Annotated in this window: 17 protein-coding genes; 6 read left to right on the plus strand and 11 right to left on the minus strand. The window is 31.0% G+C overall.

Going from position 1 to position 24,273, the window contains the following annotated elements; all coding sequences use genetic code 11:
- The first annotated feature begins 588 nt into the window (after window positions 1-588).
- The 3 genes from CHB67_RS00005 to CHB67_RS00015 all read left to right on the plus strand — a co-directional run bounded on the left by CHB67_RS00005 (window position 589) and on the right by CHB67_RS00015 (window position 5,712).
- Window positions 589-2,490: a polysaccharide biosynthesis protein gene (locus CHB67_RS00005; protein WP_089379691.1), complete on the plus strand. Its 1,902-nt coding sequence runs from the start codon at window positions 589-591 to the stop codon at window positions 2,488-2,490.
- A gap of 92 nt (window positions 2,491-2,582) precedes the next feature.
- Entirely contained in the window at window positions 2,583-3,344 is a 762-nt protein-coding gene (locus CHB67_RS00010; RefSeq protein WP_089379692.1) for a polysaccharide biosynthesis/export family protein, read from the plus strand.
- Window positions 3,345-3,354: 10 nt separating this feature from the next.
- Window positions 3,355-5,712: a GumC family protein gene (locus tag CHB67_RS00015; RefSeq protein ID WP_089379693.1), complete on the plus strand. Its 2,358-nt coding sequence runs from the start codon at window positions 3,355-3,357 to the stop codon at window positions 5,710-5,712.
- Window positions 5,713-5,954: 242 nt separating this feature from the next.
- Here the strand turns inward: CHB67_RS00015 and CHB67_RS00020 are convergent, their stop codons facing one another.
- The 10 genes from CHB67_RS00020 to CHB67_RS00050 form a co-directional block, all read right to left on the minus strand.
- Window positions 5,955-6,698 (minus strand): tyrosine-protein phosphatase, encoded by a 744-nt coding sequence (locus CHB67_RS00020; RefSeq protein WP_089379694.1) that lies wholly within the window; start codon window positions 6,696-6,698, stop codon window positions 5,955-5,957.
- Window positions 6,699-6,737: 39 nt separating this feature from the next.
- Window positions 6,738-8,201, minus strand: a complete 1,464-nt coding sequence (locus CHB67_RS00025) for a capsule assembly Wzi family protein (protein WP_089379695.1) — start codon at window positions 8,199-8,201, stop codon at window positions 6,738-6,740.
- 636 nt (window positions 8,202-8,837) lie between these two features.
- Window positions 8,838-9,911 (minus strand): nucleotidyltransferase family protein, encoded by a 1,074-nt coding sequence (locus tag CHB67_RS00030; RefSeq protein ID WP_089379696.1) that lies wholly within the window; start codon window positions 9,909-9,911, stop codon window positions 8,838-8,840.
- A gap of 101 nt (window positions 9,912-10,012) precedes the next feature.
- Window positions 10,013-10,213, minus strand: coding sequence for a hypothetical protein (locus tag CHB67_RS17000; protein WP_141119661.1), 201 nt, complete (start codon window positions 10,211-10,213; stop codon window positions 10,013-10,015).
- A gap of 118 nt (window positions 10,214-10,331) precedes the next feature.
- Entirely contained in the window at window positions 10,332-10,592 is a 261-nt protein-coding gene (locus CHB67_RS00035; protein ID WP_089379697.1) for a hypothetical protein, read from the minus strand.
- Window positions 10,593-10,750: 158 nt separating this feature from the next.
- Complete coding sequence (locus tag CHB67_RS17070; RefSeq protein ID WP_176461172.1) at window positions 10,751-10,909, minus strand: hypothetical protein; 159 nt, start codon at window positions 10,907-10,909, stop codon at window positions 10,751-10,753.
- Between the two features lie 43 nt (window positions 10,910-10,952).
- The gene (locus CHB67_RS00040) at window positions 10,953-12,926 is read right to left on the minus strand and encodes a T9SS type A sorting domain-containing protein (protein WP_089379698.1); all 1,974 of its coding nucleotides are present in this window, start codon (window positions 12,924-12,926) and stop codon (window positions 10,953-10,955) included.
- A 275-nt stretch (window positions 12,927-13,201) separates the two neighbouring features.
- A complete protein-coding gene (locus CHB67_RS00045) occupies window positions 13,202-14,344 on the minus strand; it encodes a phosphoenolpyruvate carboxykinase (ATP) (RefSeq protein WP_089379699.1) in 1,143 nt (380 codons plus the stop codon).
- 114 nt (window positions 14,345-14,458) lie between these two features.
- Window positions 14,459-14,623, minus strand: coding sequence for a hypothetical protein (locus CHB67_RS17075; protein ID WP_176461173.1), 165 nt, complete (start codon window positions 14,621-14,623; stop codon window positions 14,459-14,461).
- 27 nt (window positions 14,624-14,650) lie between these two features.
- Window positions 14,651-17,563, minus strand: a complete 2,913-nt coding sequence (locus CHB67_RS00050; protein ID WP_089379700.1) for a T9SS type A sorting domain-containing protein — start codon at window positions 17,561-17,563, stop codon at window positions 14,651-14,653.
- Window positions 17,564-17,914: 351 nt separating this feature from the next.
- On the opposite strand from CHB67_RS00050, the gene CHB67_RS00055 reads away from it, so the two are divergent.
- The 3 genes from CHB67_RS00055 to CHB67_RS00065 all read left to right on the plus strand — a co-directional run bounded on the left by CHB67_RS00055 (window position 17,915) and on the right by CHB67_RS00065 (window position 22,603).
- Window positions 17,915-19,597 carry a tetratricopeptide repeat-containing sensor histidine kinase gene (locus CHB67_RS00055; RefSeq protein ID WP_141119662.1) on the plus strand — a complete coding sequence of 561 codons (1,683 nt, stop codon included), beginning with the start codon at window positions 17,915-17,917 and terminating at the stop codon, window positions 19,595-19,597.
- Between the two features lie 6 nt (window positions 19,598-19,603).
- Window positions 19,604-20,272, plus strand: coding sequence for a response regulator transcription factor (locus CHB67_RS00060; RefSeq protein ID WP_089379702.1), 669 nt, complete (start codon window positions 19,604-19,606; stop codon window positions 20,270-20,272).
- 714 nt (window positions 20,273-20,986) lie between these two features.
- Window positions 20,987-22,603 (plus strand): LamG-like jellyroll fold domain-containing protein, encoded by a 1,617-nt coding sequence (locus CHB67_RS00065; RefSeq protein ID WP_176461174.1) that lies wholly within the window; start codon window positions 20,987-20,989, stop codon window positions 22,601-22,603.
- An 827-nt stretch (window positions 22,604-23,430) separates the two neighbouring features.
- Here CHB67_RS00065 and CHB67_RS00070 read toward each other — a convergent pair.
- Entirely contained in the window at window positions 23,431-24,219 is a 789-nt protein-coding gene (locus CHB67_RS00070) for an aldose epimerase family protein (RefSeq protein WP_089379704.1), read from the minus strand.
- Window positions 24,220-24,273: the final 54 nt, after the last annotated feature.

A 24,273-nucleotide genomic window follows, 5' to 3' on the forward strand; every position in this document is an offset into this window, starting at 1 on the left:
CTATCAGCGCAGATGGTACTGCCACTATGGTGGGAGAGTATGTCACCGCCTTTCTTTTGAAAAACCTTCAACTTAAACGTTGAAGGTTTTTTTTTGTCAAAAAACTTAAGGTTTATTGCTTTTATTGGGTTATATAAGGGATCAAGATCATAAGTTAGGTGATTACTTAATACTGAATTTCTATTCAAAAAATACCCTGTCATCTTAATTTAAGAGAGGTGTTTTATTTTATAATTCATTCATCTTCTGGTTCAATTTATATATTTAAAGTTAGATATGGAGTGTCTACCTTTGTTGTGACGATTTTATAGGAGATATAAATCATAATAGAATTTTAAAAATATATCTTAACTTAAATTGTAATTTCTATTTGTACCACAATAAACCTCTAATAGCAAAATTAACTTCATCAAAATAATAACTTAATATTGTTATATAAACTGTCATTTTTTAGAATGATAAAATTGTATTAAATTTGTAGATGTGTTAAATTCTAGTTATAAAAATGTATTTTTGTGCTGATAAAATTTGATTCTTTAAAATTGTTATTTTAACTCTCAATTTTAGTTAATTTAAAATTGCTTTAATGTGCTAAACACAACTTTAAAAAAAATACTCAAAAGAAACGCGCCGCGTTGGCTTATATTGTTTATTGATACCTATGTGGTGGTCAATACGTTTATTTTAGCCTATTTAATACGTTTTAATTTTGAGTGGGGATTTGATACTTCTAATTTAATTGTACAACTTGTTCTGGTTTTAGTGTGTGCATTGCTATCGTTTTTAATAACTGGTTCTTATAAAGGAACCATACGTTATACAAGTTTAAGAGATGCTGCAAATGTTACCATTGCCAATTCTATATTGTTTTTGTTTCTTTTAACTGCTAGATTATTAATTATAAAAGGGGGTATATTACAAGAATTAAGAATTCCTCTTTCAATTTTAGTGATTCATTTTTTACTAAATGTAATTATATTAATTATTAGTAGATATTTATTTAAGGAGTTTTACAATATCTTATTTTCTTCTAGTGGAAAAAATAAAAGAATTCTTATTTATGGAGCAGGCGAGGCAGGTTTATTAACTGCTTCTGTATTGAAAGAAGATAAAGGTAGTAAGGTTTTTATTGTTGGATTTATTGATGATAATAAGCGGAAATCTACAAAGAAATTATACGGTATTCCTGTTTTTTATTCAGAAGATATATGTGATAAATTTGTTGAGAAAAAGAAAATTGATGAAGTCATTATATCAATACAAAAAATTGAACCAGCTCGGCTTTTAGAAATTGTAGATAACCTAACTAAATATAAAGTAGATGTAAAAATAGTACCTCCAGTAAAAAAATGGATCAATGGTGATTTAAATGCACGACAGATAAGAAGTTTAAATATAGAGGATTTATTAGGAAGAGCACCTATAGAAGTAAACAACCCTATCCTCAAAGAAGAATTTAATAATAAGGTTGTTTTAATTACAGGAGCAGCAGGTTCTATAGGAAGTGAAATTTCTAAGCAAATAGCCAATTATAAGTTTAAGCAGTTAATTTTAATTGATCAGGCTGAATCTGATCTGTATGATTTACAACAATATTTTGTAAATCAAACTATTGAAAATATAGAGGTGAAAGTTGCAGATGTTCGAAATTTAGAAAGAATGGAAACTATTTTTGAAGCCTATAATCCACAACTTATTTTTCATGCAGCTGCTTACAAACACGTTCCATTAATGGAAAATAATCCATTTGAAGCCGTATGTGTAAATGTGAAGGGAACCAAAAATATGGCTGATTTAGCCCTAAAGTACCAAGTAGAAAAGTTTGTAATGGTTTCAACAGATAAAGCTGTAAATCCTACCAATGTGATGGGTGCTACCAAACGCATTGCAGAAATGTATATCAATGCTCAAAACAAACAACAGGTCACTAAATTTATTACAACCCGGTTTGGAAATGTATTGGGCTCAAATGGTTCGGTAATTCCATTGTTTAAAAAACAAATAGAACAAGGAGGTCCTTTAACAGTTACTCATAAAGATATTACACGCTTTTTTATGACCATTCCTGAGGCTTGTCAGCTAGTTTTAGAAGCAGGTACTATGGGTAAAGGAGGTGAGATATTTGTATTTGATATGGGCTTATCCATTAAAATATTTAAGTTAGCAAAAGATATGATTCATTTATCAGGTTATAAATACCCAGAGGACATTGATATTAAAATTACAGGTTTACGTCCTGGTGAAAAAATTTATGAAGAATTGTTAGCAAATGGTGAAACTACTACAAACACATACCATGAAAAAATAATGGTTGCTAAAGTGAAGCCTATTAATTTTGAAGTTGTTAAAAAGAATATTGAAGCACTTTGCACCTTAAATAATGAATTAAACTTCGAAAAAACAGTGCGAAAAATGAAAGAAATAGTTCCTGAATTTGTCTCAAATAATTCTATGTATGAAAAATTTGACGTCGTGAAAAATCTAAACTAGAACTACTTGTTTGTAAAAAAATAAAAAACAGTATATTCGCATCACTAAAAAAATTGAATAAAATAAAATTTCCCATCGGAAGAAATTTCAATATGAAAAATAAAATATATGTAATTGGATTGCTAGTACTATTCTTGTTGACTAGTTGTGCTTCAAAAAAAGGGATTGTTTATTTCCAAGAAGTTGAAGGAGTTCAAGTGAATGATACCTTGATGAGTTTTGAACCTAGAATTCAGGCTGGAGACTTACTATTAATCAATGTTTCTGCCATAGATGGTGAAGCTGCCATGCCTTTTAATTTATACGAAACGCCTATGATAGGAACTGCAGCTGCTAATGTAAAACCATTGACTTATTTGGTAGATGCTGGAGGTCATATTCAATTTCCTGTAATTGGACAATTAAAAGTAGCAGGAACTACTACTATGGAACTTACTGAAAAATTGAGAACGCTAATAGCGGCTTATATTAAAAATCCAATCATTAATATTAGAATGACCAACTTTAGAGTTACGGTTTTAGGTCAGGTAAAGGCTCCAGGTACTTATTCAGTACCTAATGAGCGTATTACAATTATAGAAGCGATAGGCTTGGCAGGAGATTTGGAAATCCATGGAAAACGAAAAAACGTCATGCTTATTAGAGAACAAAATGGGCAACGTATGTTTGTGAATATTGATTTAACCAATAAAGAACTGTTTAGTTCACCCTATTTTTTCTTATCTCAAAATGATGTAATTTACGTAGAACCGAACAAAGTACAGGTAAATGCCTCTGCAGTTGGAGCTAATACTGGAGTTATAATTTCAGTAACCTCTATTTTACTATCACTAATTTCAATATTCTTGCTTTAATTTTTTTTATATGCAACACGATAATCAGTTAAATGAAGTCAGTTTTAATGACGACGCAATCAATTTAAGGGAAGAAATAGAAAAATATGTATATCATTGGAAGTGGTTTGTACTAGGAGTTGTAGTTGCCTTAGTTTCAGCATTTTTATATTTGCGTTATACATCTAACCAATACCAAGTTTCATCAACAATATTGGTTGAAGGAGATTCAAAAGGAGGTTTACCTTCAGAATTATCAGCTTTTCAAGATTTAGGTTTAAGTAGTCCAACTTCTTCTTTTGAAAATGAAATTGAATTGTTGAAGTCACGCTCATTAATGGAGCATGTAGTTAAAGATTTAGGTATTAATGTAACTTATTACAATAAAGGACGCGTAAAAACATCCGAACTATTTGCTACACAGTTACCTATTAAAATTAATTTCTTTAATAAAGATTCAATATTTTATAATGAAAAGTCCTCTTTTGTTGTCCTTATAAAATCAGATACTACCTTTGGTTTGCTCAACAGTGAGGGTGAAGAGTTGTCGGTACATGCTTTCGGTGAAAATGTAATGACAGATTTTGGTGAACTTACCATTACCCCTATAAATGATAAAGACCTTGTTAAGGGTTCAGAAATTATTGTTAAAATTTCTCCATTAAAGAATGTGGTTGGGAGTTACTTAAATCGGATTCAAATTTCTGAAGTCAATAAAAAAGCGAGTGTTATTAAATTATCATTAACCGATCCTGTTAAATTGAAAGCAGAAGCTATTGTTAATAATTTAGTGAAACAGTACAATTTAGACGCTGTAGATGATAAAAGTTTGATAGGTAAAAACACCAATCTATTTATCAATGAACGCTTAAAAATAATCAATGAAGACTTGTTACAAGTAGAAGTTGGTGCTGAAGATTTTAAAAAGAAAAATAACCTTACTGATATTGCATCTGAAGCCACCTTAGTTTTAGGAACTAGATCAGAATTAGAAGCCAAAATTATTGAATTAAGTACACAATTAAAATTGGTAGCTTTTGTTCAAGAACATTTAAAAAGTAATGCAGAAGATTTGATACCAGCTAATTTAGGTTTGGCTGATAGTGGTATAGAGGGGAGCACATTAGCTTACAATGAATTATTACTAGAGCGGAATCGAATTTTACAAAGTTCAAGTACATTGAATCCTGTAATTATTAATTTGGAAACTCAAATAAGAAACCTAAGAACGAGTATTTTACAAAGTTTAACAAATTTAGTTGCTTCATTAAATATTTCTTTAGCTGATGTTCAACAACAAGAATATCGCTTAAAAAGTAAGCTTTCAGAAGTACCAAGACAAGAAAGAGAGTATCGTAATATTGAGCGACAACAGCAAATTATTGAGGCTTTGTATTTGTATTTACTTCAAAAAAGAGAAGAAAATGCCATTACTTTAGCGGTTACTCTACCCAATGCTAAGATTATAGATATGGCTTATGGTAGTGATTTACCTGTTGCTCCAAAACGTAATATTATTTATTTAGCAGCATTGTTATTGGGTGTTATTGTGCCCTTTGGAGTTATTTATATCATGTTTTTATTGGATAATAAAATTCATACAAAGAAGGAAATAGAAAAGATAGTAAAAGCACCTATTTTAGGAGATGTTCCAAAAACCAACTCTTTAAAGAAAATTGTGGTTTCAGAAAACGATCGGGATAGTATTGCTGAATCTTTCAGGTTGTTACGTACCAATATGAATTTTATGCTGTCGGGTATTCAATCGAAAGCGAAAACTATTTTTGTTACTTCTACTGTTAGTGGAGAAGGAAAGACTTTTATTGCTTTGAACATTGCATCGGTTTTGGCTTTAACAGATAAAAAAGTATTGTTGATAGGGGCAGATATTCGTAAACCAAAAATTACTGAGTATTTAAATATTAAAAGTGGCAAGGGCTTGACTCATTTTTTAATGGATTCAAAATTAACACCTTCAGATATTGTTGAACATGTAGCTGAAACAAATTTTGATATGATAGATTCTGGAGTAATAGCTCCCAACCCTTCAGAATTATTAATGAATGGTCGTTTTGAAGAAGCACTCGCATACGGAAAGCAACATTATGATTACGTAATTGTTGATACAGCACCTGTAAACTTAGTAACTGATACCTTATTATTAGGTCATTTTGCAGACTTATTTATTTATGTGATTAGAGCTAATTATTTAGATAAGCGTTTATTGGAAATTCCAAAACAATTATATTTAGAAAAGCGTTTACCTAATATGTCGGTATTGGTAAATGATGTAAATTATGAAAAAGGAGGTTACGGCTATGGTTATGGCTATGGCTATGGTTATGGAGAACAAGATCATACTCCGTGGTGGAAACGATTGTTTAAGTAATTTTTTGTGAGAAGTAAGGCGTAGCTTCGCTGGCTTAACAGTAAATACTGAATAGTGCTTGCAAACTGCCAAAAGCTAGCAAACCTTCATTCTCACGAATGCGGGAATCTTTTACATTGAAATTGGGAACAATTATAATGAAATGTTAAACCAAGTTCAGCATGACGTTTGATTGCTAACAGAGTATTGCCTAGAGCAAAAAGCTAATAGCGAAAGACTAACGGCTAACTATTAACAAACAATTATCTAGAAAATAAGGTTACATTATTTTCTAACACAGGTTGTATAAGTCGAAGTATCTTTTTATCATTAATTTTTTCTAGATGATTCAAATGTCGGTGATGATGCGTATCAGTACCCGCTAAATCAATCATATTTTCTTTTAACAATTTTAACGCGATGGTGTTTACATGCTTTCCGTAGTAATTTGAAAGAGATAATAAATTCACTTGAAATAAACAGCCAGCATCTTTTAGTTTCTGGTATTCATTAAAATTTTGATGATAAAAATTATAACGTTCGGGATGTGCTAAAATAGGAGTGTACCCTGCAATTTGAATATTAAATAAGATTTCATACAAATTAACAGGTGCATTAAAATACGACATTTCAACAAGTATGTATGAATCTTTCAAGGGTAACAAATTTCCTTGGCTTAATAAGTTATTAAAATTGCCATCGAGCATATATTCAGCAGCTGTACTTAATTGAATATCCATTCCAAGAGAATTCAAATGAGCTCTTAAATCATTTAGTTTATCCATAATAATTTCTGGAGTATTTTCCCAAACACCTTCCATAATATGTGGTGTCGTAATAAAATTACGAATACCAAAATCATACATTCTTTTTATCAGTGCAACTGAGTCATCTAAATTTTTAGCCCCATCATCAATTCCTGGTAATAAGTGAGAATGGATATCTACAAAATTTTCAGGAAGAATAGTTGTTATACTATTTTTTTGTTTCTTCAAAAATGATAACATATATAGACAATTTTAAAATATAAAGTTAAGACTTAAAAATTAAAAAAAACCGTTTTTTGAAAGTGTAATAAAACCTCCAAAATTTACGGGAGCATAGGTGCCAGTATCAAATGAAACCGAAGCTGAAATATTAAAAGGGACTCTATTGCTTTTTTCGGGAAGGTTTATTTCTAAAAGCCCAGAAAATTGTTTAGGTTTTGAATCATACTCATTGTTAAACCAACCAAAATAAGTAACATGACTTAACATAGCTTTGTAAGTAATTGGTTTAAAAGTTCCTTTTATACCCACATTAAAAGCCATAAACCGGTTGTCACCTATAATTACTCCCTGTGTAATGCCATTTTCATCAACAGGTTTTGTGGTAAAATATGGAGAGCCAATAGTGTGCCCAAAATAGGTCCAACCACTAGTATATACACCATTGTTAAAATAATTATCAAGTCCTCTTCCATGTATTTTATTACCATTTTCATCATAACCTTGATCTGGTGGGTTCGCACCACTCATATTTTTGGTATAGGTAAATTCAGTTAATATATGACTTATAGGAGCTTCAGGTTGTTTTAAATCGATCATTAAGCCATATAAGCCATCCATCCAGTTTTGCAGTTCCATACCAGATCCATCTTCAAAAGGATGTGAATAATAAAAGTTGATATGGGTATGATCTCCAGAATAATTCATTTGAAAAAGATAGGCTCCTAAATGATTTCCTAATGCATTTAATTGGTCACTTTCAGAAGAATTTGAGCCACCTGATTTGCCTAAAACAATGCGGATAAAATCTTTAAAACTATCAGGTTGTTCTCCTGCGATATCAGATGTGCCTCCCCATTGAGCATAATGATCTATACCCGCTATTAATTCAAATTTAGGATTTAATTTAAACTTAAAAAACAGACTGGAATGGTGTAAGTTTGCCTTATCTACAGAGCGTTCGTCATTTAACCAATAATTGGCAAAATTTAATTGAAAGCTTAACCAGTTTTTTGCAAAGGGTAATTTTAGGTACTCTAAGGTTTTAATGTTAAAACCAGGATAGGCTCTAGCATTGATAGATTTTACAATATTTCCATTGGAAGATGATAAGCCCTCCCATTTTATTTCACCATTTCTGTTTCCCAGATCTAAGGCCCAATTTTTATATTGAAGTCTAACATATAATTCATTAATGAAAACCGAATTTTTATCAGCAATATATCCAGTTGTTGTATTTTCATTTGCAATAAACCCAGTTGCACTTGCCTTATAAGCAATTCCAAAGTTTTTAGTCGGTTTTTTTAAGTTAGAGAAAATGGAGGCGTTTAAAGCACCAAAATTACTGTTTGGAACACTTCCGTACCTGTTTGAAACCAACCAAAAAGGCAAGGTTTCATAAGAAGAGATTCCGCTATTAAGTGAAATGTTATAATTAAAATGTTCTATTTCTTGCCCTTTAGAGTTGAAAGTGAAAAATAGAAGAAATAGTCCAAAAATAATTTTATTAAAAAAGGTCTTCATGCAAATTTACATTTTGGGCAAATATAAGTAATATATATGGTAATAATTTAACCTTAAAAAGTTTGAAGTTGCTTTACGGGCTAGACGGTGAGACGTGAGAAGTTGCTTCGTGGGCTCAGCAGTTACAAACAAACCGTTTTCTACAACTTGATTGGGAATCTTTTGAATTGGAGTAAAATGTTTACACTTCATTCTTTTTTACATTGCTCAAAAAAGAATCAAAAAAGTCTAGTTTGATGAACAATTTTTTAAAATACAATCCTTGAAAAAGACATGCGCTGAACTCTCACAGTTCAAACAGCACCGCCTGTTTTCTTTTTCTTCGGAAGTATTTTCTACAGAAATATTCATAGGACATCTTCTGTAAATAGTACAAAGAAGATAACAACAGATTACGGTTAATAAAAAACAACAAAAGAGTGTCATCTCCAACTTGATTAAAGATCTTTTGTTTTGGAATCAGAATCAATTATAGTGAGATGCTGAAACAAGTTCAGCATGACGTATTATGCCTGTCATTCCTGCGTAGGCGGGAATCTATTTCATTGAAGTTTTAAATATTGGTGATGAGATGCTGAAACAAGTTCAGCATGACTTTTAATTACCAACAACCAACAACCAACAATCAACAACGAGCTAATTAAACAATTTCTTTTTATGCTCTCTATAAACTCTTTTTCTATCTGTAAGAATATCACTTCTATAGTCTTTATTAAGAATGAATAGCCTTGAACGGTTGAGTAAAAATTTTGTGTAATCTATGTAAAATAAGAATCCATGACACATATTAAAATACCATAGGTGTTTTATTTTAAATTTAAACAATGCTAAGTATAGTTGAGTCTTTAAACTGGTTGGTTTGAAATTGATTTCTTTAAAAAAAAGGGAATGCCTCAAAAAATACTTGTCAAATATGGGTGTGGAATAATTGGATTGAATGTTTATTGTAGGGTGCTCTCTTAATATCAGACACGTATCATAGGCCATTCTGAAATTTAAGTAATTATAATAATTTCCTAGGTCATTTATTTGCAGGTTGAGTACATTGTGCTCTAATAAGTGTGTTGAAAGTGGAATAGAAATACCTTGAACAACTCTTTTGTTTTTTAATATTTCAGAAGGGATTAAATAATTAAAATAAGGTTTTTTTAAAACTTCCTTATGAATTTCAATTGCTGCTAAGGCTGTTTTTTTTACCAACCTAGGAAGATGTCTGGACTCAAAAAGAGTTGCTCTAAGACGAATGTCTTCAAGGTTGCCATAATTGATGGTTTTAATTAATTCATAGGCTTCTTGTACCTGATTTGAAGCTACTAATACATCTATATCACCAACCATACGTTCTCCAAGATCTTTGTAATAGTTGCCTGCCAATAAAGCCGTTCCTTTTAAAAATACATGGTCTATATGATGATTGTTAAATAATTGGCTAATTTCGTTGACTTCGTTTAAAATTTCGAGGTTTCTATTGCGATTGATGGTTGTAATTTCTTCCAAATACTCAAGCAGATCTTCAGGTAAACAATTCAATAATTGTTTTTCTTTAAGCCTGCAGTAAATGGCAGGTAGCACCAAGTGACGACTCCCAATTTTTACAATAGCATCCCAATTAAAGTTTTCTTCTTGTAATGTGAATTTTAATAATTGCGTAGCACTTTTAAAACTTAAAATAGCTCCAATAATTTCTAAGGTATTTTGTTGTGTACTCATTACATTTGTTCAAATAGTGAATTTTATTGTTATGAAGGCTAAAATACTTTATCAAAAAAATCAATAAAGTTTACATAAGAAACTTGTATTTTTAACTAAATTTAATGTCCGTCTGGATCGTTTCCTGGACCACTAAGAGGAGAATTTGCGTGTGCTTTTTTAGGGTTTAATATTAAAAAAGTTCCTGCAGCAGTTAATGCTGCATATTTACCCATTTTTTGAAGGGCTTCTTTACGTGTAATTTTGTTGCTATTGGAGTTCTTCATTTCGTGACAAATATAAAAAAATAGTTGATATTTCATTAAATTGAAACAGTTACTTTTTAAATAACTTAATTACTAAATAATTTGTTAAAAATTTCTACAGCTTTATTATTATCGCTATAGTTTAATTCATAATACGATAGATTTTCTAGCCAATTTAAAACTGTTTGGCATTTTTGTGCTGAGGAGAAACCCAAGAATCTGGAATTAATGTTTGCAACACTTTATCGACACCTGTTTTAATTAAAGTTGTAGGCGTAAGATAGTTATATTTTATAGATACAATTTTTGTGCAGGGTAGGTGTTGGATGGTATTTTCAACATGTTGCTGTGGAGGAATGTATTTAAGCAGTCCTTTTTTTGTACCACTATCAAAGCTATCAAGTTTATTAAAATGGGGAATATAATTTGTTAGCATTTCAAAAGCACCTTGTTTTATTATAAATCCTACATTGATTATTCGCTTAGAATAATCAATGTAGGATTTATGTAATTGTTGTTGTTTGCCTATCCAATAGGTAATTTTTTAGCATCTATTGAATCGAGGTTATATACTTTATAATACCAGAAGGTTTACTAGCGAACAGGATCTCCACCTGGATCATTAGGGTTTGATTGCGCGTGGGCTTTTTTAGGATTTAATATTAAAAAAGTTCCAGCAGCAGTTAAAGCTGCATATTTCCCCATTTTTTTGATGGCTTCTTTACGAGTTATTTGGTCATTGTTTTTTTTCATTGCTATAAATTTCAAAAATGAATAGTTAGTTTGTTTTTAATAATTATTGAATAATTACTTTTTTGGTTCTAAAAATACTGTTGCTCTTAATTTGCACAATGTAAATACCAGTATTAAAACCAGTAACATCAATTTGTGTATTGTTACTGTTTTGCTCTAATGTTTGTGAATACACCTTTCTACCTTGTATATCAAATAAATTAACTGTAGCAATATCAGTTATTTGTCCTTTTACAAAAAGAGCTTTTTCCATAGATGAAGTATAAATTTCTAAACTGTTTAATTTTTCTAATTCTTCTTCTACACCTAATACTTTTGAAGATTTAAAACTTACAAAAAAACGACCTGTATCGGTTAAATTTTCGGTTGCAGTAAATTTATAATCAACTTCATTCAGTAAAGTTAAATCGCCAGTTACATTGTCTTCTAAATAAACAAAGATCCCGCTTGGTAAAGTCGAAGAAGCAATACTTACGGTAACTTCTTTACCTGCAGTTGTATTGATGCCCAAAGGCACATTGATATTGTCAACATCAGTTGGATTTAAAGATTGAATTGCGATTGCTTTTCCTGTATTGTCTTCAACCAAATGTGAGTACACTGAAAATTCAGGTGTGATAGTTTCATACAAAGCGGCATCATAACCAGAGTCTAAGCCTAAAGTGGCATTATCATTAAAATAGAAAGCTGTTTTAAAAGTAGTTGAAGCATCACTTATTTGAATTTTAGCATTGGTATTGCTTAACGTACTAGAAGCTTTTACAGCTTTACCAGCAATAAAATCATCAGAAGAACCCGTTTTTCTCATAGCAGGTGTAAATTGAACTGCACCACCAGCGGAAGCAGATCTTACATAAAACCCCTGTCCTGGAGCAAAAAGTTCAGTTATTGAAGTGTCATCAATAGTAGCTTGATTCCAAATAGTCCAGCCGCTTCCATTGTATCCATAAATGGCTTGATAAGCACCTGTTTCAAATAAGGTTTTGTTTGTTGAAAAGAAAGTTGCAAAATCTAAATATGAAGGATATGGATTTCCAATTAAATTCCAAGGGCTTCCAGCTCCTACATTAATAGGAGCAGGTACTGTACCAGAGTTAACAGTTCCGCTAAAAGTTAATGTACCACCTGTTTCGGTAGCTGACCTAAACCCTTTACCACTCTCAATTATTGTTGTTGCATTTGTGGTAGTTAGGTAATTTTCATAGGCGTCTGTAGCATTATTAAAAGGAGCAAACGCTCTAATATCTCCAGAAGCTGTTAAATTACTATTAGCCGTTGCAAAATCTCCAAAATTTTGTCCTGAAACTGGTGGAGAAACTAAATCGTTTCCACCAGTGGTTCCTGAACCTTTAACATTTGTATAACGTTTGTAATCTACATTACCCGTACAGGTTCCTTCAACAATTAGACTTGAGTAGCTTGCAGCTGTTGATTCTAAAGTTAATAATCCATCTTGCGTTAAGTTACCTGTTATTGTTAAACTTTGTCCTGTATTAACAGTTAGGTTACCGGCTGCTGTTACGGTAAGAGTTTTAATTGTTGGATTTGTGTTTACAGTAACATTATTTGCTATCGATACAGCATAATCGCCAGATGAAGGCAAAACCCCTCTTAACCATATGCTTGTATCTTCCCAGTTTCCATCTGCTTTAGTTGAAGGTACAATAGGAATTTGTGCAGTAATACTACTAACTCCCTCATATTGAGAATTAATACTTGCATTGGTGCCGGGCACTAAAACACCAACAAGCGCAGGCCAACTTCCCAAATTAATAGTTTGAGAACCACTGGCGGTAGTAACACCATTAAAGGTATATCCTGCAACTTGAACTCCATTGGCATCTTTTAATTGGTTAAAAATTTTTTTCCCTGGGATTACATTAGACCAAGTAACTTCATAAGATAAAAGACCTTTTCCACTAGGGTCAATCTCAACAGGAAGAGAAGTATAAGATATGGTTTGTGAGAATAATATTGATGTTGTGAACATCAATGCTAAGAGTAGTAATTTTTTCATTTCGATAATTTTAGTTTTAAGTTGATAGACGTCAAATATATAATTTTGAATGATTTAATCGTTAATTGATTGATTTTAAATGTGTAACGTATAGTTTAATTAGTAGAACAAATGGTTTTTATTGAGACGATTCAATTATATACAATAGAAAATCACACAAAAGTTTAGCAGCTTATTTATGTGTAAACCAACTCAAATTTTTTTTTTATATAAATAAAAAAATCTCACTAAAATTTTTAGTGAGATCTAACTAGGGTGGCTTCATTTAATGAGTGTTAATTACTGAATAGCTGTTTAAAAAATTCTATAGCTTTATTATTATCGCTATAGTTTAATTCATAATACGATAGATTTTCTAGCCAATTTAAAAACTGTTTGGCATTTTTGTGCTGAGGAGAAACCCAAGAATCTGGGATTAAAGTTTGTAATACTTTATCGGCACCTGTTTTAATTAAGCTTGTTGATGCAAGGCTATCATATTTTACATAAACAATTTTTGTGCAGGGTAGGTGTTGGATGGTATTTTCAAAATGTTGTTGTGGAGGAATGTATTTAAGCAGTCCTTTTTTTGTACCACTATCAAAGCTATCAAATTTATTAAAATGGGGAATATAATTTGTTAGCATTTCAAAAGCACCTTGTTTTATTGAAATTGCAGCAGGATAATGATAAACTTCTTTATTTTTAGAAAGTATAGGTGTAATATCATCGGCCATTAAATCCAGTCCACTAGCCATTAATAATGAACAAAATGTACTTTTACCATTGCCACTATCACCAACCAACATAATGGCTTCTTTACCGTTTGAAACTGTTGAAGCATGGAAAGTTCCCAACCAATCGTGTTCTTTTGTATTATGGAGCACACATAATAGCTCCATAACAAAACGTCCTTGTAATAAATGGTAATTTGTTGGTTCGTATGAACCTATAAATTTTTCGTTTTTAAAAAGGTGTAAGTTATTATGTTGTTCATAAATATCAAAAATGGTGGTTTTCTTATTTTTTGAAATTCCACATAAATGCATTAATTGTGGATGAATGTATTGCTTTATTTTTTCAGAAGAAAAATAGATTTCAACTGTGTGCTTATTTATTTGATAACTTTCTTTATAGTTTCTATAGCTGTTATCAAATTCATTTTCTTTAGCCTCATTTAAAGAAAGCGGCTTGTTTTGTTCTTCTAAAAACAATGAAATGTCGTTATAAATAGCTTCAGCCTCTAAATTTTCATTTTTAAGTTTCTCTGTACTAGCAACTTTAAATATAAAATCGGATTTATTTTTAGCTGTAAAATAATTTGTTAAATAGTTATTTAATACTTCGTTAATAATGATGTAGCTATTCGATTTTTGAAACCAATGTATAAAGTGTTGATCTATAATTTGAGAATATGTTGGTGCTAAATTATTTTTCATATAAGTAAGTGAAATCTATGTAAACTAGTATTGAATTTTAATTATTGGTGTAAAAGTACAAAAAAACCTTACTGATACATTCAATAAGGTTTAAGTTGGTTTTGTTTTATAATTTTAGAATCCACCACGTGGATCTTCAGGATCATCAGTAGATTGCGCATGTGCTTTTTTGGGATTTAAAATAAGAAAAGTACCTGCAGCTGTTAAAGCAGCATATTTCCCCATTTTTTGTAATGCTTCTTTACGTGTAATTTTATTGTTATTTGTTTGCTTCTTCATTGGTCGCTATATTTCAGAAAGTAAAAATTATCTAATAATTACTTTTTTTGTTTTGTTAACTAAATTGTTTATCACCTGTATTATATAAATTCCGCTGTTAAATTGAGAAAGGTCAATTTGGGTTGAAATGTTATTTGCTTGAATTTGGCGTGTCGTAACCTTTCTACCTTGCATGTCAAAAAGATAGATTGAGGTAGTTTCATTTAATTTTCCGTTAACAAACAGTATATTGTTAGGTGTTGTGTATAACTGTAAACCGGTTTCTGTTTGTAATTCATCTTCAACAGTAAGTACTTTAGACGTTTTAAAACTTAGGTGAAAACGCCCAGTGCTAGTTAAATTTTCATTAGCTATAAATGTATAATCATCTTCATTTAATAAAGTCATTTTATTGGTTACATTGTCTTCTAAGTAAATAAAGATATTTTCAGGTAAGTTTGAGTTTGTAATACGTACCGTAAGTTCTTCCCCGGCTTTGGTATTTATACCAAGAGGAACAACAGCGTTTGTACTACTTTTAGTGCTTAAAGATTGAATGGCCATATCTCTACCTGTATTTTCCTCGATTAAATGTGAATAAATAGAGAACTCAGGGGCTGAACTTCCAAAAACAGCAGCATCATAACCAGGATCTAAACCTACCGAAGAATTGTTGTTAAAATAGAAATCGGTACTAAAACTTTTTGTGCTGTTGGTAATTTGAAGTTTTAAATTTAAGTTTTCACTGGCGCTTTTCCCTTGAATAAAATCATCAGAACTACCAATACTTCTCATTGAAGGTGAAAATGTGATATCAGCAGGTGTGGTACTTGTAGCAGCAACATAAAACCCTTGACCAGGAGTAATTAATGGATTGGTACCTATAGTATTTAAATTATAAATGGTCCAAATTCCTGAAGCGCCTGAATCTGTTTCATTGTTAAACCCGTAAAGCGCTACTGTAGTAGGATCCATTACAGCTGTGTTGGTGTTTATAAAATCTTCGACTTTTAGATAAGAAGGATATGGGTTTCCAATTAAATTCCATCGACTAGGAAATGCTCCAATTTTTATAGGAGTCGTTACAGTTTCATTGTTTACAGTACCTGTAAATGTGAAAGTGCCATTATCTGTAGAACCTGCTCTGTAACCAATACCAGGAGTTAATATAATTGCTGCTTCCGCAGGAATAGCAGTATCGTACGTAAAATATAAATTCGTATCGTTATCAAAAGCACCAAAAAGTTTTTCAGTGTTATTTGCTGGGTTTGGAAAAAGAGTAGGATTGTCTGTAGAAAAATCACCAAAAGTTTGTCCTGTTACTGGTGCAGAAATTAAGTCGTTAGCTGTAGCTATATTTACATGACGCTTGTAATTTACAGCGCCCGTAGCTGTTCCATTTGCAATTAAACTAGCATAGGTTGTACTTGTTGATTCTAAAGTTAATAACCCAACTTGATTTAAGTTACCAGTTATTGTTAAATCTTGACCAGCATTTACGGTTAAGGAAGCACCACTTTCAACAGTAAGGTTGTAACAACGATTGCCAGAAGTACTTATAATAGGATTGTTTGACATTCCAGAGGGAATGGTTATAATATCAGAAGCTCCCGGAACAACATTTAAGTCCCAATTGCTAGCAGTATTCCAGTTACTATCTGTATTACCCTCCCAAGTAAACTTAGGAGAACTAGTTAAATAAAACCCAATAGCATTTACATTAAAAGTAGTGAGTGTGTTTCCTGGATTTGGTGAGATTTTATGTTCAAAAGAAATATCGTAAGAACTACCAGTATTTAAACCACTTACAATACCAATTAAACCACCACTTCCTATTTTTCCATCAGGTACATAGCGTTGTATTTCAAAATTAGTAAAGCTTGCATTGCTATCAAATTGATAGGTAGCATATGCGATATCTCCTCCTGTAGCAGTCATATTAAACGAAGTACGCAAAAATAATTGATTGCTAGCATTTGAAGGAGGTGTAATAGTTTCAGCGAATATTGGTTTATAAGTACTTGTAGAATTATCATCTGAATTGAACAAAGCGGCAACAGATGCAAAAACATCACCTCCTGTAGCCTCAGTTCCTTTTAATGCAATAGCAGATATTGTAGCTCCTGAGGTAATTATATTACTACCCGAATTTACTTTATAAGCTAACTCAAAATTATAAGTACCTGCAGGTCTATTAATCAAGGTAACAATAGTAGCCGCCCCTATTGAAGTAGCATCTAAAATTGTCCTAGTAATTTGTGTATCATCAATAGTAGTATAAGTAGTCCCTCCGTTTGTAGATTCTCTTAAAACCCATTCTCCAGTTGCTTCAGCATTAGAGGATGTACTTGTTGAAAATGTTGAAACAATATAAATAGTTGCTTGTTTTTCCAAAACAATAGCGTTTGTTGCAGTAACTTGGGAAAAAGTGATATCACTAGCTGAAAGTGATGTTAAAGACCCTTGCCCGTTTGGTAATGCGACAGCAGTGCTTTCTATCTCAATAGCAGTAATAATAGCTTTAGATGAAAATGCATCCTTTTGATTACCCGTTTGGTTTTTTGATTGCTGCAAAGTAAAAGTTTTAGAACCTGTAGTACTTGCATAATTAAAAATAAATGAAATAGCGACTAGCCCTTTATCATTGTAAGATTTTTGTTCAACCAATCGTGAAATAATTTCACTTTCACTTGTACCATCAGTCAATCTAAATTGAGCTTCTATGTCTTTTTTATCTCCAGCAACATCAACTTCAATTGTAGCCTCTACCAACACTTTTGTGCCAGCTGTTAAAGTTAGAAGTGTTGAAGTAACATCAGTCCAAATATTATTATTTATTCCAGAACTAACAGCTGTAGTAGTTTGATTTGTAGAGGAAACCAGTGTTTTTGTTTGGGCATTTATAAAAGATGTATTTAATATCAAAAATAACAACGATGTGATGAGAGTAAATTTTTTCATATAATTCTTAATTATAAATATTAAATTTTAATTCACTGAAAAGAGTGATGAAAATCAATGTTTAACAAGCTATTAATCAGTACAAAATAAGTGTTTTTTTTAAAAAAAGTCAGCTATCCTTAGCACTTTTTTTAAATAATTCAAAATATTTTCTTTTTGTACACTGAGTTAACATCTAAAATATAGTTACACTTTTAGTTTAATGGTTACAGATTGAAGTTATTTTGTTTTTTTGCGGTACAATAGCTTACTTAATTCATACAAAATAAAGAGGTTATTTAAAATGAGTTTGAATTATAAAAAAATGCCTTCTAATTTTAACAATTGTTTTAATTTAGAGCGATGAAAAAAATGAACATATCACTCCTCTATATTCTTTTTTGTAGTTTCATTTCAACAACTATTTTTTCCAAAGAAATAGTTGTTTCTGATACGCTTAAAGTTAAACAAGCCGGAGAAGCTTTTTTGAAAGGATATTATTTAGATGTAGCTCATAAAAAGGATAGTGCATATTTTTATTATAAAACCGCAAATGAAATTTATAGAAGTTTGAATGATAGTTTGATGATTGGGCAAACGTTGACTTATTTAGCCATTTTAGAGTCGGATTTAGGAGATTATACCAGTAGTGATATTACGGCAATTGAAGCGTTGAAATTTCTGCCTAAAGATAAAACAGAATACTTAACTTCAGTTTACAATTGTTTAGCTATTTCATCTAGAAAACAAGAAGATTTTAAAGAAGCCTTGTATTGGTATGATAAGGCGATTGCTATTTCAACAAACAAGAGTAACACCATTAAATACCTACAGAATAAGGCAAATGCATACAGAGATTTAAATGCGTATGAAAATGCTATTAATTTACTTGATAGCTTAAACACTCTTGAAATTAAAAGTAGAAAAACAAAAGCCAGAATACTTGATAACTTGGCTTATACAAAATGGCTAAATGGTGAAGCATCAATTATTAACGATTTAGAGGCTGCTTTAAAAATGAGGCAAACTGAGCAAGATACTTGGGGGTTAATTGCTAGTTACGCGCATCTTTCAGAAGTGTATAAAAAGGAAAATCCAACAAAGGCACTTGGTTATGCAAAGCAAATGTATGGTTTGGCTATCAAATCTAACAGTCCGCAAGACCAGTTGGAGGCATTAAATAAAATTATTGCACTTGATAATTCAAAAAAACTAAAAGATTTTTATGCGCGTTATTTAAGAATTAATGATAGTTTGAATAAAGCTGAAAATAAAGCTAAAAATAAATATGCCAAGCTAAAATTTGATTCGGAAAAAAACCGTGAAGATAATTTACAGTTAAAAATTACCAATGCAAAAAAAGAACTGGCATTGCAAAAAGAAAAAACAATCAATATTGCTGGGTCAGTTGCTAGTGGTTTTACCTTGCTATTATTTTTAGGCTTTATGTACTACAGAAAACAGCAGTACAAGCAAGAGAAAAGGGCAGAAGTGTATCAAACAGAAACCAGCATTGCAAAGAAAATACATGATGAAGTTGCAAATAATGTGGTGAATATTATGAACAGAGTACAATATATTGAAGAGCCTAAAGAAAACCTGTTAGATGATCTTGAAAAAGTGTACTTGTTGACTAGGAATATTTCTCACCAAAACAAAGCCATTGAAACGGGTGAAAATTATACAATAGCCTTAAAAAGCCTACTAAATAATTTTAATTCAAGCACAACAACTATTATTTTAAAAAACATAAGTAATGTTGGTTTAGAAAATTTATCGGAGACCAAACAAATTGAAATTTATAGAGTTTTGCAGGAATTACTAGTAAATATGCAAAAGCACAGTAAAGCTAAATTAGTTGCTTTATCTTTTGAAAAAGAGAAAGGAAATATAAGTATTATGTACTCTGATAATGGAGTAGGAGTAGCTTTAAATAGTCTAGAATTAAAAAATGGTTTGGTAAATATGGAAACCCGTATAAAATCCATAAATGGTATTATTACTTTTACATCAACCTTAAATAAAGGGTTTAAAGCAATCATTAGTTTTAAATAACAAATTATGTTCAAGAAAGTATTAATAGCCGAAGATATGGACTTTATTAATTTTGGAGTTCGGTCTGAGTTGGAAAAGTTAGGAGTGAAAGAAATTGATTATGTTCAGTATTGTGATGAAGCACTATTGAAATTAAAAAGCGCTCATTTAAATAATGCACCTTTTGATTTGTTAATTAGCGACCTATCATTTGAGCAAGATCACAATAATCAAAAAATTACCTCAGGAGAACAACTTATAAAAAATGTAAGAAACGATTTTCCTAAACTAAAAATAGCGGTTTTTTCTGTAGAAGACAAAGCGTATACCATTCAAACCCTTTTTAAAGAACATCATATCAATGCCTATGTTTGGAAAAGCAGGGATGGTTTAAGGGAGCTAAATAGGGCTTTAAATATGATAGAAACTTCTGAAAGTATTTACATATCTCCAGAATTAGCAAGTGTATTAGCTTGCAATAATTCGGTTGAAATTACAGAATACGATATTTTTTTAATTGATTGTTTGTCTCAAGGCTTACTTCAAGGACAAATAAGTGAAAAGCTGAAAGAGTTAAATTTAAACCCTTCTAGTGTAAGTGCGGTTGAAAAAAGGTTGAAATTTTTGAAAGAACATTTTAACGCAAACAATCCAGCTCACTTGGTTGCTATGTCAAAAGACTTAGGACTTATTTAGAATTATTAAAAATTACGTAATTTATGGAAACCCGTAAACTTTAGAAATCATAACAAAGTACATTTATACCATAGTTTAAACTCAAAATAATTGATGAGATTAAGTTAGTGTTAAAGGGAAATTGTAATCTTGAAAAAAGAGTTCATAAGCCTCACAGGTAACTGTAAGGCTTTTTTTGTTATGTGTGATTTTATGTAATAAATCGAGTTTGATGTTATTTTTCTATAAAATCATCAAATCCTTTTGACCATCGCGCCCTTACCATTGTATTATTTGTACGCTGCTTCACCCAACGCTAAATAATTTGATATTGTAAATCTAAAGGCAATGGCGAAAACCAACAATAACACCCGTCATTCCCTTGTAGGCGGGAATCTTTCATTTTGTCAAAGCATTGTTTTAATATGCTACACCTATAAAATAAGAGGATATTTTATCATTAAATTTTATTTCCTGACAATTTTCATGCGATTAAAATAAATAAAACTTAAATTTATACTATTGTAAGTTCCCGAAAATTAATTGCTAAAAAATAATTACATATTATATTTAATATCAAGCTATTATGCAATTGTTTGTTGTTTAGATAGTATATGTTAACTCAAATTTAAAGAAACAATGAATAATAGCATACAACCCAAATACACAATCAAAATTTTATTGTTGGTTTTTAATCTTTCAGTAATAATTTGTCTGGGGCAAAGTCGCACAAATATGATCTTTACTCAGACTTTTGAAGACATTAATACTATCAAAAATACTATTATAGCAGGAGCAAAGGTGGTAGGAGAACATAATAAAGCAGTATTTTTTGATGGTGTAGACGATTTTATATCATTTGATATTCCGTACCTTAATAGCAATAATGACTTTTCAATTAGTATTTGGGTAGCACCTACAAGATACAAGATAGCGGCAACATGGGTTTCAAAGCCCAATCTAAATAAATCCAAATCACAATTTAGATACGGATTTGGATGGCCTGCAAACCGTAACTTAAACTTTACCTTTTACGATAATTTTTGGCAGGATACATCTGTACAATACACACTTCCTCTCAATGAGTGGACACATTTAGTATATACCCTTTCTCCTAAAAACAAAAAAGGCCAACTTTATATAAATGGAGATCTTAAACACGAATACGAGTTAAATGGATATATGCCATCTAAAGACCCCGTATTTTTAGGCTTACAATGGGATGATTATATTTTTTACAGCGGATATATTGATGAGTTTTCTGTCTTTAGCGAAGTAATTTCTGCTGAAGAAATAAAAAAACTGTATAATGTATTTACAAAAACGGACAAAATAGATGTGAAGCCAAAATTATCAAAAAAGATAAATAATTACACTTATACCATTCCTCAAAAACACAACGATCAAATTAAAACAGGTGACATTCGTAAAATTGCATGTGACTATGATTCAATATTCAACATTGTAAAAAAACAATTAAATGATAGTACGGCAAACTTAGAAAGCCTTTTAATTTACAAAGAAAACAAATTGGTTTTAGAAGAGTATTTTCACGGATATACAGCCAATACTTTACATGGAGTAAGTTCAATCACTAAAAGTTTTACATCAACACTTTTGGGCATTGCTATAGACAATGGGTTTATTAAAAATGAAGAAGCATCCCTTTCATTTTATTATCCTAATAAAAATGGTATTCCTTGTTTAGATAGTATAACTCTTAAACACGTTTTAAATCATAAATCAGGAATTGAACCTTTAGAAATTGCTCGTAGTTTAAGAACTAAAAAAGACTGGGTTCAGCAATTGTTAGCTAATCAAAATGAATGTAAGATTGGCGAATTTAAATATCATGAATTGAGTCCTGAAATTGTAATGCATACCATATTTAAAAACTCGCCTATGCAAGACTTAAATTACGTCTATAACTACTTGTTTGAACCTCTTGGTATTAAACAATATTATTGGCTCAAAGATCAGACAGGTACAATAGATGGAGGTACAGGCTTGGTTATTCGTCCTCGTGATATGTTAAAGTTTGGGATATTATACAAAGACAAAGGTGTGTTTAATGGCAAAAGAATTTTAAGTGAAGAATGGGTGAGAAGGGCTACCAGTGAAGAAATCACCGATTTTAAATACAATTATTTTTGGTGGAGGTTTTACAAAACAGTTGAAGGTAAAAATATATATTATTATTCAGCTACAGGATTTGGAGGTCAAAATATAACAATTGTACCTGAGCTTGATTTGGTAATTGTAGCTACAAATAGTGCTTCAGGAGCCGGATTAAGCCCCAAAAATATAATTAAGAATTTTATTATTCCTTCATTTGTTTATGTAGAACGTTAAATAAATTAGGTTGTAAGAAAGGTTAAAATAAAACTTAATAAAATGAAAATATAAAATGTAGTATAAATTAAAGTGAAGATTTTAATCTATTAAAACCCGATAGCGCGGAAATGTTTCCGTGCCCGTAACAATAAGTTAGGAATAACCCGATGGCGCGGATATGTCACACGTAACGATAGCGTGGAAATGTTTTCCGTGCCCGTAACAATAAGTTAGGAATTAAAATAACGTAAAGCATTTGTCACAGATTACAAATCTGCGCCAACGTACACGCAACGATACCCTATTAAACCTTATCAATTATGCGCATAAACTTTGACCTGTTACGGTATAAATCTTGTCAAGGTTGCGGGTAAGTTTGGATAGCTAAGTACATAATATGTTTAAATAAAGTACAATTTTTTTTGAGTTAATGTACTTTAAATTTCAAAATAATCTACTATATTTATGGAAGTTGTTAAAAACCGCTAGTTATAATGCTTTTAGAAGTAATTATAAATATACAAAAATAAAGCGTTGTTAAGTTTAATTAACTGTAATTTTTATGAACAATTTTAATTTAAAAATAACAAATAATAATTGATATGGCTAAAAGATATAGAATTACAAAACGTACCAATACCTCTCGATACGCTTCGCACTCGAGGTGACGGTATCGAGAACTATTTTTTATCGTTTGGATATCTACCTATGCAGGCATAACAGGTGTTTTTTGTCATTCCAGCGCAGGCGGGAATCTAATGCTTAGGAGCTTCAATGTGAAAGACTCCTAGTCAAGCTGAGGGTTACAATAGTAATCTGTATTTTTTAGGAAACAATAACAAATACTAATAAGGAACAATTTCGATTTCAAAAGTATCTATACCATTAGAACTATTAAACAGCTCTTTTGAAAGCATTTCACCACCCGTATATGGGTAAGCAGTAATAGGCTCAATACACAACATATTAGTAGCTGGAGTCCACAACATAAAATTATGGAAACCTTTTGTTTTAATGTTTAAGTTGAGTCCTGTTTTTTTAATTAATGAAACTTCAGAAGTATTTAAAACCGGATAGGCAGTATCACCACCTTTTTGAATTTCAGGAATGCTAATTTCCTGGTTGTGAGTAGTTACAAGTTCGTCTGAATGACCGTTCAACATAAAAGCTGGATGATAACCTAACATAAAAGGCATTCCTTTTTCAGCAATAATTTCAAAAGTAATTTTTAATGACTCATTGGTTAATTCAATAATTTTTTTGAACGTAAAACTGTACGGCCATGATACTAACCGAATAGGAGATTTGTCAGGGAATTTTGAATTTTCAATTGCGGTATATGCGGCATATTTCTTTTTGAAAACACAAGTGTTTTTTGTTTGGTTTTCGATTGAATATTCGAGCTCCCTTAAGAGTCCGTGTTGATCTTGATTGTAATTTCCTTTAGGTGTTGAAACCAAAAATTTATTAGCATCAGTAGGGCCAATAATAGGAAACATTTCGGTATCCGAATTACGCCAACCCGGATTTCCTTTTTGATGAATCAACTCTTCGTTGTTTTTTAAGTAACTTATTAACTCCCCTTTGTCAAGTGTTACAACTGAATTTTTATCTTCGCTAATTAAAATCATCATACTGAATTTATTTATAACTGATCTATTTTAAACCTATGTCATGCTGAACTTGGT

Origin of the sequence: Lutibacter agarilyticus, assembly GCF_900188235.1 — a bacterium.
GTDB classification, from domain to species: Bacteria; Bacteroidota; Bacteroidia; order Flavobacteriales; family Flavobacteriaceae; genus Lutibacter; species Lutibacter agarilyticus.

Bases quoted from the DNA above. Each gene is read 5' to 3' on its own strand.
- CHB67_RS17000 (WP_141119661.1), bottom strand. From the start codon at position 10,213: ATGAAATATCAACTATTTTTTTATATTTGTCACGAAATGAAGAACTCC.
- CHB67_RS00015 (WP_089379693.1), top strand. From the start codon at position 3,355: ATGCAACACGATAATCAGTTAAATGAAGTCAGTTTTAATGACGACGCA.
- CHB67_RS00025 (WP_089379695.1), bottom strand. From the start codon at position 8,201: ATGAAGACCTTTTTTAATAAAATTATTTTTGGACTATTTCTTCTATTT.
- CHB67_RS00020 (WP_089379694.1), bottom strand. From the start codon at position 6,698: ATGTTATCATTTTTGAAGAAACAAAAAAATAGTATAACAACTATTCTT.
- CHB67_RS00070 (WP_089379704.1), bottom strand. From the start codon at position 24,219: ATGATGATTTTAATTAGCGAAGATAAAAATTCAGTTGTAACACTTGAC.
- CHB67_RS17075 (WP_176461173.1), bottom strand. From the start codon at position 14,623: ATGAAGAAGCAAACAAATAACAATAAAATTACACGTAAAGAAGCATTA.
- CHB67_RS00055 (WP_141119662.1), top strand. From the start codon at position 17,915: ATGAACATATCACTCCTCTATATTCTTTTTTGTAGTTTCATTTCAACA.
- CHB67_RS00035 (WP_089379697.1), bottom strand. From the start codon at position 10,592: ATGCTAACAAATTATATTCCCCATTTTAATAAACTTGATAGCTTTGAT.
- CHB67_RS00050 (WP_089379700.1), bottom strand. From the start codon at position 17,563: ATGAAAAAATTTACTCTCATCACATCGTTGTTATTTTTGATATTAAAT.
- CHB67_RS00065 (WP_176461174.1), top strand. From the start codon at position 20,987: ATGATCTTTACTCAGACTTTTGAAGACATTAATACTATCAAAAATACT.
- CHB67_RS00045 (WP_089379699.1), bottom strand. From the start codon at position 14,344: ATGAAAAATAATTTAGCACCAACATATTCTCAAATTATAGATCAACAC.
- CHB67_RS17070 (WP_176461172.1), bottom strand. From the start codon at position 10,909: ATGAAAAAAAACAATGACCAAATAACTCGTAAAGAAGCCATCAAAAAA.
- CHB67_RS00060 (WP_089379702.1), top strand. From the start codon at position 19,604: ATGTTCAAGAAAGTATTAATAGCCGAAGATATGGACTTTATTAATTTT.
- CHB67_RS00040 (WP_089379698.1), bottom strand. From the start codon at position 12,926: ATGAAAAAATTACTACTCTTAGCATTGATGTTCACAACATCAATATTA.
- CHB67_RS00010 (WP_089379692.1), top strand. From the start codon at position 2,583: ATGAAAAATAAAATATATGTAATTGGATTGCTAGTACTATTCTTGTTG.
- CHB67_RS00030 (WP_089379696.1), bottom strand. From the start codon at position 9,911: ATGAGTACACAACAAAATACCTTAGAAATTATTGGAGCTATTTTAAGT.